At 64.1% G+C, this 7,479-nt stretch carries 7 protein-coding genes; 6 read left to right on the top strand and 1 reads right to left on the bottom strand.

The window, feature by feature from the left end; translation table 11 throughout:
* A partial coding sequence (locus B7L68_RS04090) for a PaREP1 family protein (protein WP_238136317.1) occupies window positions 1–351 on the bottom strand: 351 nt, incomplete at its 3' end.
* Window positions 352–419: 68 nt separating this feature from the next.
* Between B7L68_RS04090 and B7L68_RS04085 the strand changes: the two genes are divergently transcribed.
* From B7L68_RS04085 to B7L68_RS04060, 6 genes are all read left to right on the top strand, one after another.
* Window positions 420–989 (top strand): PaREP1 family protein, encoded by a 570-nt coding sequence (locus B7L68_RS04085; protein ID WP_081246417.1) that lies wholly within the window; start codon window positions 420–422, stop codon window positions 987–989.
* A gap of 57 nt (window positions 990–1,046) precedes the next feature.
* Window positions 1,047–2,117, top strand: coding sequence for a DUF1646 family protein (locus B7L68_RS04080; protein WP_081246416.1), 1,071 nt, complete (start codon window positions 1,047–1,049; stop codon window positions 2,115–2,117).
* Between the two features lie 147 nt (window positions 2,118–2,264).
* Window positions 2,265–2,723 carry a hypothetical protein gene (locus tag B7L68_RS04075; RefSeq protein ID WP_238136316.1) on the top strand — a complete coding sequence of 153 codons (459 nt, stop codon included), beginning with the start codon at window positions 2,265–2,267 and terminating at the stop codon, window positions 2,721–2,723.
* The gene (locus tag B7L68_RS04070; protein ID WP_081246415.1) at window positions 2,663–2,929 is read left to right on the top strand and encodes a hypothetical protein; all 267 of its coding nucleotides are present in this window, start codon (window positions 2,663–2,665) and stop codon (window positions 2,927–2,929) included. The genes B7L68_RS04075 and B7L68_RS04070 overlap by 61 nt, the downstream gene beginning before the upstream one ends.
* A gap of 439 nt (window positions 2,930–3,368) precedes the next feature.
* The gene (locus B7L68_RS04065; protein ID WP_081246414.1) at window positions 3,369–4,712 is read left to right on the top strand and encodes an FAD-dependent oxidoreductase; all 1,344 of its coding nucleotides are present in this window, start codon (window positions 3,369–3,371) and stop codon (window positions 4,710–4,712) included.
* A 354-nt stretch (window positions 4,713–5,066) separates the two neighbouring features.
* Window positions 5,067–7,479, top strand: a 2,413-nt coding sequence (locus B7L68_RS04060) for a thermopsin family protease (protein WP_143615292.1), incomplete at its 3' end; no start/stop codon positions are given.

Below are 7,479 nucleotides of genomic sequence, written 5' to 3'. Positions count from 1 at the left end.
CTCGTGTAGGTTGAGGGCGAGGGCGGTGAGGAGGACGACCTCGTCGCCGTAGGATTGCCGCAGGGCGCGGGCCACCTCCCACATCCTGCCCGTGGGCATGAGGGCGATCAGCCAGTCGGCCAGCTCCACCTCGGCGCCTTCCCGAGTCGCGACCTTTCCCCTGTATCTTCTGAGCAACTCGTCCCGGGCTAGGGCGGCCGCCGCGGCGAGAGCCGCCTTCCAGGCCTGAAACGCCTTCCCAGCTGCGTTTCTGTGAAGTCCTTCTTCTAAGAAGCGTAGGGCAAGCTCCGCCTCAGCCAGCGCCACCTTGAGTCTCGTCTCTACCTTTTGCTTTATGTCCCAAGCGTCCACGCATATGCGGCAGGCCATATTTGAAAGCTTTCGCCGAAATGTATTTATCCTGATACGGCCGGGCGCTTATGGTATCCGTGGAGGTTCTGGACCGGCCGCTTCCGAAGCCGTCTCACGCGGCGTATGTGGAGGCTCGACTTCTGGAGGCTTTGACCGAGGCCGGGCTCGCCCTGGAGTTCCTCGGGCGGGGGATTGTGCGCAACGCCGCATGTAAGGCGTTCCAGGCTTGGAAAGCGCTTCTGGCGGCTCTCCTCAGGCTTGAGCTCGACAGGCTGAAGGCTCTTGCTAAAAGCGAAGAGGAGAGGAGATGGCTGGAGTCCACCGCAGTCCCCAAGGTCCCGACGACGCGGATGTTTTCGCTTTCGCTTATGCTGGAGGGCTTGGGGTACGGCGGCTTGTCGGCTTGGACAGAGAGGGCGCTGAACATCCACGATTACCAGTACCACGGGCCGGATCCAGACATGGCTCTCTCGAAGTACCGCTCCAAGGAGGAGGCGGCTAGGGCCATCTTGGCGCTCGCGGCCGAGGTGGCGGAGAGAGTCGGTGCGCTGAGGGGGCGCGTCAAGTGGAGCGACGACGTCGAGAAGGCGCTGGAGGCTCTGCGGAGCTCGTTGTCTGCGGCCTCCGGCCCCTTCTGACGCCGTCTGCAGGCGCTGGGGGTTATGTTTATATAGACGCCGTCTCCCCGGGGGGTCATGGAGCTGCCTCTGCTTCAGGTGGCGTTTCTGGTGTTGCTGATAGTGCTTCCCATAATTTCGAAGAAGGTGGAGCACAACCTGGAGCTGTTTTTCCTGGCGATGGCTGTGGCGGGGGCCACCCTGGGGGGTATCTGGAGCCCTCAGCTGGTCGAGGAGGCCCTGCTCCACCCGCTGGCGGTCTATCAGCCCGGCATCGGCTACGTGCCGGTGGGCATCACCCAGGTGGTGCTGGCGGCAGGCCTGGTCTTCTACCTCCTTAGGCGCAAGCTGGCGGCGAAAGCCGACCTGTTGGCGAGGCCGGGCGTCTTGGCGCTTCTGATCTTCGCCTTGGGCCTCTCCAGCGGCGTGGTGTCGGCGATTGCGGCGTCCGCGGTTTTGGCGGAGCTCCTCGGCTTCGCCAAGGCGCCGCACGGCTATAAGGCCAGGGCGGCTGTGTACGGGGCCTTCGCCGTAGGCGCAGGGGCGGCGCTTCTCCCAATCGGCGAGCCCCTCTCCACCATCGCGGTCGCCAAGCTGAAGCAAGGCTTCTTCTACCTCGTGGATGTGCTTTTCGACGCGGTGTTCATCGTGGTGGCGTTCTTCGCCCTCTATGCCTATTTCACCCTGAGGAGACTCCACGCGGCGGGGGCCGAGGTGGAGCCCTACGAGCCGGAGCTCCGGGAGGTTCTCCTCAGGACGGGGAGGATATTCATCTTCATATTCGCCTTGACCATATTGGGCGAGTTCTTCAAGCCCGTCGCCGCCGTCGTGGCGGAGCTGGGGAAGGAGGCCCTCTACGTCTTCGGCACGTTGTCCGCCGTCGCCGACAACGCCACGCTGGTCGCCGCGCTTGTGGCGCCCGGGATGGCTGAAGATGCGCTGAGGAGCTTCCTTATTTCTCTCGTGATCTCCGGCGGCTTCACCATACCGGGCAACGTCCCCAACATAGTCTTGGCAACAGTTCTGAAGATCGGGTTCCGCGAGTGGATGAAGCTGGCCCTCCCCATAGGCCTCGCAGTCTTCGCCGCCATGGGCCTCTACGTCCTGGCGCTGGCGCCCCACCCACCTCTCTCTGGCGCCTTTAAATGAAACACGAACTTTGAAGCCGGCTACATTTTCTTAGTTATGGCCGTGATCACAGTTGAGAGGGAACCTAGCTGGCTTGACCGCCTAGTGATGGAATTCATAAGGTGCCTCGACTTCGAGTACGTCATCGTGGCCTAATACGTAGCCATATTGCTGGGCCGCACAAGAACAACAGACGACGTCGACGTGGTGGTTGACGCGGCCTCCGGCGCCGAGGTCGCCGCAAGAGCGGCCAGATGCGGCTTCAAACCCCTCGCCCTCGAGAGCAACCTAGACTACGAGTTCAGACACGCCTCGGTCAGGTTCTACAAGCCGCCCGCTGTACTGCCTAACCTCGAAGTGAAGCCGCCGCGGAGCTTCTACCAGCGCCATGCCCTGGCCCGGAGGGTTGCTGTCTCCATAGCTGGTGAGGTTCTATACGTGTCGCCGCTGGAGCTCCAGATCGCCTACAAGCTGTGGCTCGGCTCCGACAAAGACTTCGATGACGCGGTCTTCCTCTACGCCTTCGCCAGGTCGAAAGGAATTTTAAACCAGGAGGGGCTTGAGGCGTGGGCGAGGAGGCTCGGGGCGTCGTTGGAGAGGCTGAGGAGGAGCGTAGGAGAAACCTAGCACACAACGCCAAGGCGCTCCGCCTTTTCGCGGAACTCGCCGCTAAAAACGACGGAGACTACTGGAGGGCCTACCTCAACTTCATCAACGACTTCTACCGCTACGTCTGGCGGCGGCTTGAGGAGGACCCCCTCTTCCGCGAGACGTACCTCAAGATCCTGGCTGAGAGGGCCAGGAGGCCGGCGAGGGAGCCGCCGGAGGGGTAGGCCCGCCGCCGGTCTAGTTTGCCCGCGGGAGCCTGCGGGAGGCAGGCCGCATATCGGGAGGATCAAGCCGAGCTTGACGAAGCGGCCTGGCTGAGCGCCCCGCCGCGAGCTTAAGGGCCACGCGCGGGATTCGCCGGCGCTGTGGCGGCGATCGGGCTGTGTCAGGTCTTGGCGCTATGGCGGCTCACGGCTCCGCGCTATGTCGGCGGCGTAGCGCCTGTTGGGGCGAAGACGCCGCGATGATCGGCGCCTCGGCCGCCGCTATCTTGCATGGTCTGGCGAGGCCGTCGGTTACAGCGTCCTAGGGCTTGTACGACGGAAGCGGATCCTCGTTCTCCAGAGATATCCATGCGCATTCTTCTTAATAAACTATAATTAATTATTTAGTTACTGATAAATAATATACAAAATCTTTAAATATTTAAGGCAATCTTTATCTATGCGCACTGTCGTCGTAGTGGGCGGCGGCGCCGCGGGATCCACCGCGGCCTCCCGGGCAAAGCGGCTCTGCCCCAACTGCAGGGTTGTGCTTGTGGAAGCCGGCGACGTGATCACGCACGCGCCATGCGCCGTGCCGTACGCCATCGGAGATATGGCCGAGGAAGCCGTCTGGCTGTTTGACAAGGAGGAGTTTGAGGCGGAGCGGGGCGTGGAGGTCCTGCTCCGCACCCGCGCGGTCGACGTGGAGGGGAACAGGGTCAAGCTGGAGGGCGAGCGCGGAGGGTTCGTGGAGTTCGACGCGTTGATAATTGCGACGGGGGCCAGGCCGTGGATCCCGCCCGTGGAGGGCGTGGGCCTAAGGGGCGTCGTGGTGCCGACGGTGGCCAACATCCGGCAGGCCAAGGCGATCCTGGCGGAGGCCCGCCGCGTCTCCATCATAGGCGGGGGGTACATAGGGGTTGAGATGGCCGACGTGTTGGCTGCCGCGGGGAAGAAGGTGGTGCTGATAGAGGGCGAGGATAGACCGCTCCCCAAGGTTCTCGACAGAGATGTGGCTGGGTTGCTGGCCAACTACATGGCCTCAGGCGGCGTGGAGCTGCGCCTGGGCGAGAGGGTTGTGCGCCTAGAGGGAGGTGGCAGAGTGCGGCGGGTGGTGACGGACGGCGGCCGCTACGAGGTGGACGCGGTCGTGTTCGCCACGGGCGTGAGGCCCAACGTGGAGCTGGCCTTGAAGGCGGGGGCCAAGCTGGGCCCCACCGGGGCCGTGGCGGTCAATAGGTACCTCGAGGCGGGGCCGTCCGGCGTCTACGTGGCGGGCGACGCGGCCGAGATGGTGCATAAGGTCACGGGCGAGCCCGCGTGGATACCGCTGGCCACCTACGCCAATAAGATGGGGTACGTCGCCGGAACCAACGCGGGTCTGGGCGGAAGAGCCGCCGAGTTTCCGCCCGTGGCGGGGGCCTCGGTGACCAAGTTCAGGGATATGTACGTTGGCAGCGTGGGGCTCACGGAGGCGGACGCGGCGAGGAGGGGCATGGCCGTCGCGGCGTATGTGGTGAGGGCGTTGGACAGGGCTAAGTACGTGAGGGAGGTCAGGGAGATGGTGGTCAAGGCCCTGGTGAGCGGCGGGAGGCTCATCGGCATGCAGATAGTGGGCTTCTCGTCGGCGGTGGGGGCCTACGTGGACCTGGCGGCCCAATTCATCGGGGAGCCCGCGGAAAGGCTGTTCTACGCCGAGTACAGCTACATGCCGTTTACGGCGCCTGTCTGGCATCCATTTGTCATCGTGGGGAGGCTGTGGTTGCGCAACTACTATAGGCCCAACGGCTCCGCCGCCCTCTAAGGTCTCCATCCGCCTTGTCCTCGCACTTCATCGCGGCGTAGGGGTCGACCCTCAGACCTGCGCTCAACTGCCGGCCATGTGCGCCGCCTCCGGCTACGCCCGCGAGGGCCGGAGACGCCTCGCGGCCAACCGCCACGAGTCCCGCCAAAACCGCGCGGCTCCAAGCGCCGCCGCGTCCACGGCCATTGTTTGTCTCGTCAGAACCTGTCGCCGCTGCGCCTCGACGTACTCCCTGCAAAAACCCCTGCAGTGTCGCGACGTCGTGGAGACGCGCGAAGCGAGAGACGCCAGGGATTCGAGCCATTTCTCGCGCCCGTTGAGAGGTCCGAATAATAACATCTTGGCAAAGAATATATGTCTTGGCCGAGGCCTTCCTTAGCCCTGGCTTTACTCCTCCTATCGATTGCGCTCGCCGCCGATGCCCAGACTGCGGTCCAGCCGTGCTACTGCAATATATCCTATGTGAACTTCACGTTCACATCTCCCGGCTACATCGTGCTGGCCAGCGCCGACCCCCACACATTCAACCTGGCCATCTTCACGGCTCAGAATTACGACCTCTGGTGGGCTGGAAAGGCCGAGCCGGCGGTGTACAGAGGGTCGGTGGGCTACGGGGACGTAATCGCGGCGCCTATAGCCGAGCCTGGGAACTACACAGCGGTTTTGTACCCAATACCCAACCTGCAATACGATCCGCAGATCTACATCACCGGATACAACGGGACGGCCTTGCCGATCGGCGTCGTGTCCTTCCCGAGGAGCCCGATAGCCGCAGGCGCGGTCAGGGGCTATTTCCACATCTCGGCGATAAGGGCCTACAACCCAAACGGCGAGCGTCGATACGGCGTGCCGAACAGCGGGGCCGGTCTACAGCTGAATGCGGTCGTGGCGGTCGAGCTGGCCGACGGCCGGAGGCAGTACTACTGGGCGCAGGACGTCGTCGGCCTCATAACCGATAGGAACGAGCTCAGCGTATGGGACAACATATGGAACGACAGCGGCGGCCCGGGCGCCCTCTCCGGCTACGCGATAGCCGGCAACGGCCAGGTCTACAGCTCCTCCGGGGGCTGGTACTACGGCTATACGGCGTTCAGCGGCACGTACGCCCTCCCCACAGGCGGCTACTTGGTCATGCGGGCCTACGCGGCCGGCGGCTCCGTCCACGTCGATTTCGGCTACGCGCTGGGGGGCGGCGTGGTTTGGTACGACCGCGTGACGATCACGCCGTATGTGCCGGCCGTCAACGCCCACTTCGAGGTCGGCGCGCTGTTGACGGGCGACGGGCATCCGATGGACGCCAGCCTGGTGTTCGCGGGCTATGGGAACTCCGAGTGGACGAACTTCACGGACCTGCGCGCCGAGCTGGCCCTGGAGTACTGGAACGGCAGCGCCTGGCTGCCGTTGCCCAACGACTACGACGCCGGGCCCGCCACAGGGGAAGCGGCCTTCGCCGACGTCAACGTCACGGTGCCGAACGGGCGTTTCGTCCTCACAGCTCCTGGCCCCTTCACGCCCGGCCTCTTGGTCTATCTGCCCCAGTACCCCGTGCGCGTCGTCTCGCCGATACCGGTCCTGGTCAACGGCGTGGCGGCCACAAACTATACGGCGTGGCTGACCGGCGGCAGCGCTCTAGAGGTGAGGGACCGCGCGGTCGTCCTCGGCAATAGGACCATGCTGGTCCCCACGGTCGGCAACGAGACCATAGTCGTCGACAGCCCGATAAATATAACCGTAGGCTGGCTGAGGTACTACCTCGTCGAGGTCGCGTCCCCGCTCCCGGTCTACATCAACGGCGAGGGGACGACGAGCTACAGGGCCTGGGTCCGCTCCGGCGAGTCTCTGTCTATAGTCGCCTACGACCGCGTGCTCGACAACGGGACCAGGCTCGTGCCAAGCGCGGCTAACTACACCTACGTCGTCAACGGGCCGATCGACGTCGCGGTGAGCTGGCATCCCGAGTATTTGGTCGAGGTCTATTCCGCACTGCCGATAGCCGTCAACGGCGTGATGGCTACCAACTACACGGCCTGGGTCCGGCCGGGCTCCCAGATAGTCATCGAGACCCGCAGCTACGTGTTCAACAACGGAACCATGCTGGTGCCGAACGCCACGAGCGAGACCCTCCGCGTCATCTCGCCGTCTGCCTTAAGCGTATCTTGGTCGCCCAGATACCTCGTCAGCATACGCTCGGCGTTGCCCGTGTACGTAAACGGCGTGCCGACGCGGAACTACACGGCCTGGGCAACGCCCGGCTCCTCCGTGAGGGTCGAGGCGCATAGCTACGTCCTCGACAACGGGACGATGTTCACGCCGGGCGTGGGGAACGAGACCTTCGTCGTCGATGGGCCGGTGAACTTCACGATGGACTGGCGGCCCGAATACCTCGTGAGGATCCTCTCGCCGCTGCCCATAGCCGTTAACGGCGAGGAGACCACCAACTACACGGCATGGCTTGAGCCGGGCTCCTCCGTGAGGGTGGAGGCGCACAGCTACATATATGGAAACGGGACCATGTTCGTGCCCGGCGTAGCCAACGTGTCGCTGGTCGTCGACGCCTCGACGGCGCTGGCGGTGAGCTGGTCGCCAAGATATCTGGTCTCCGTGGTAGCCGCTATGCCGATCTACGTGAACGGCACGCTGGCGCGGAGCTACGCCGCCTGGGCCGCCCCGGGCTCCATCCTGTCCATACAGGCGCCGGCGTACGGCGAGCTGGGCGGGCTGGTGGTCTACCGGCCTAACGCCACGGATCTGGCGCTGACCGTCGGCG

The sequence above is a fragment of the Thermoproteus sp. CP80 genome (assembly GCF_002077075.2).
Classification (GTDB): domain Archaea; phylum Thermoproteota; class Thermoprotei; order Thermoproteales; family Thermoproteaceae; genus Thermoproteus.
This window is presented reverse-complemented; position numbering and strand designations above follow the sequence as displayed.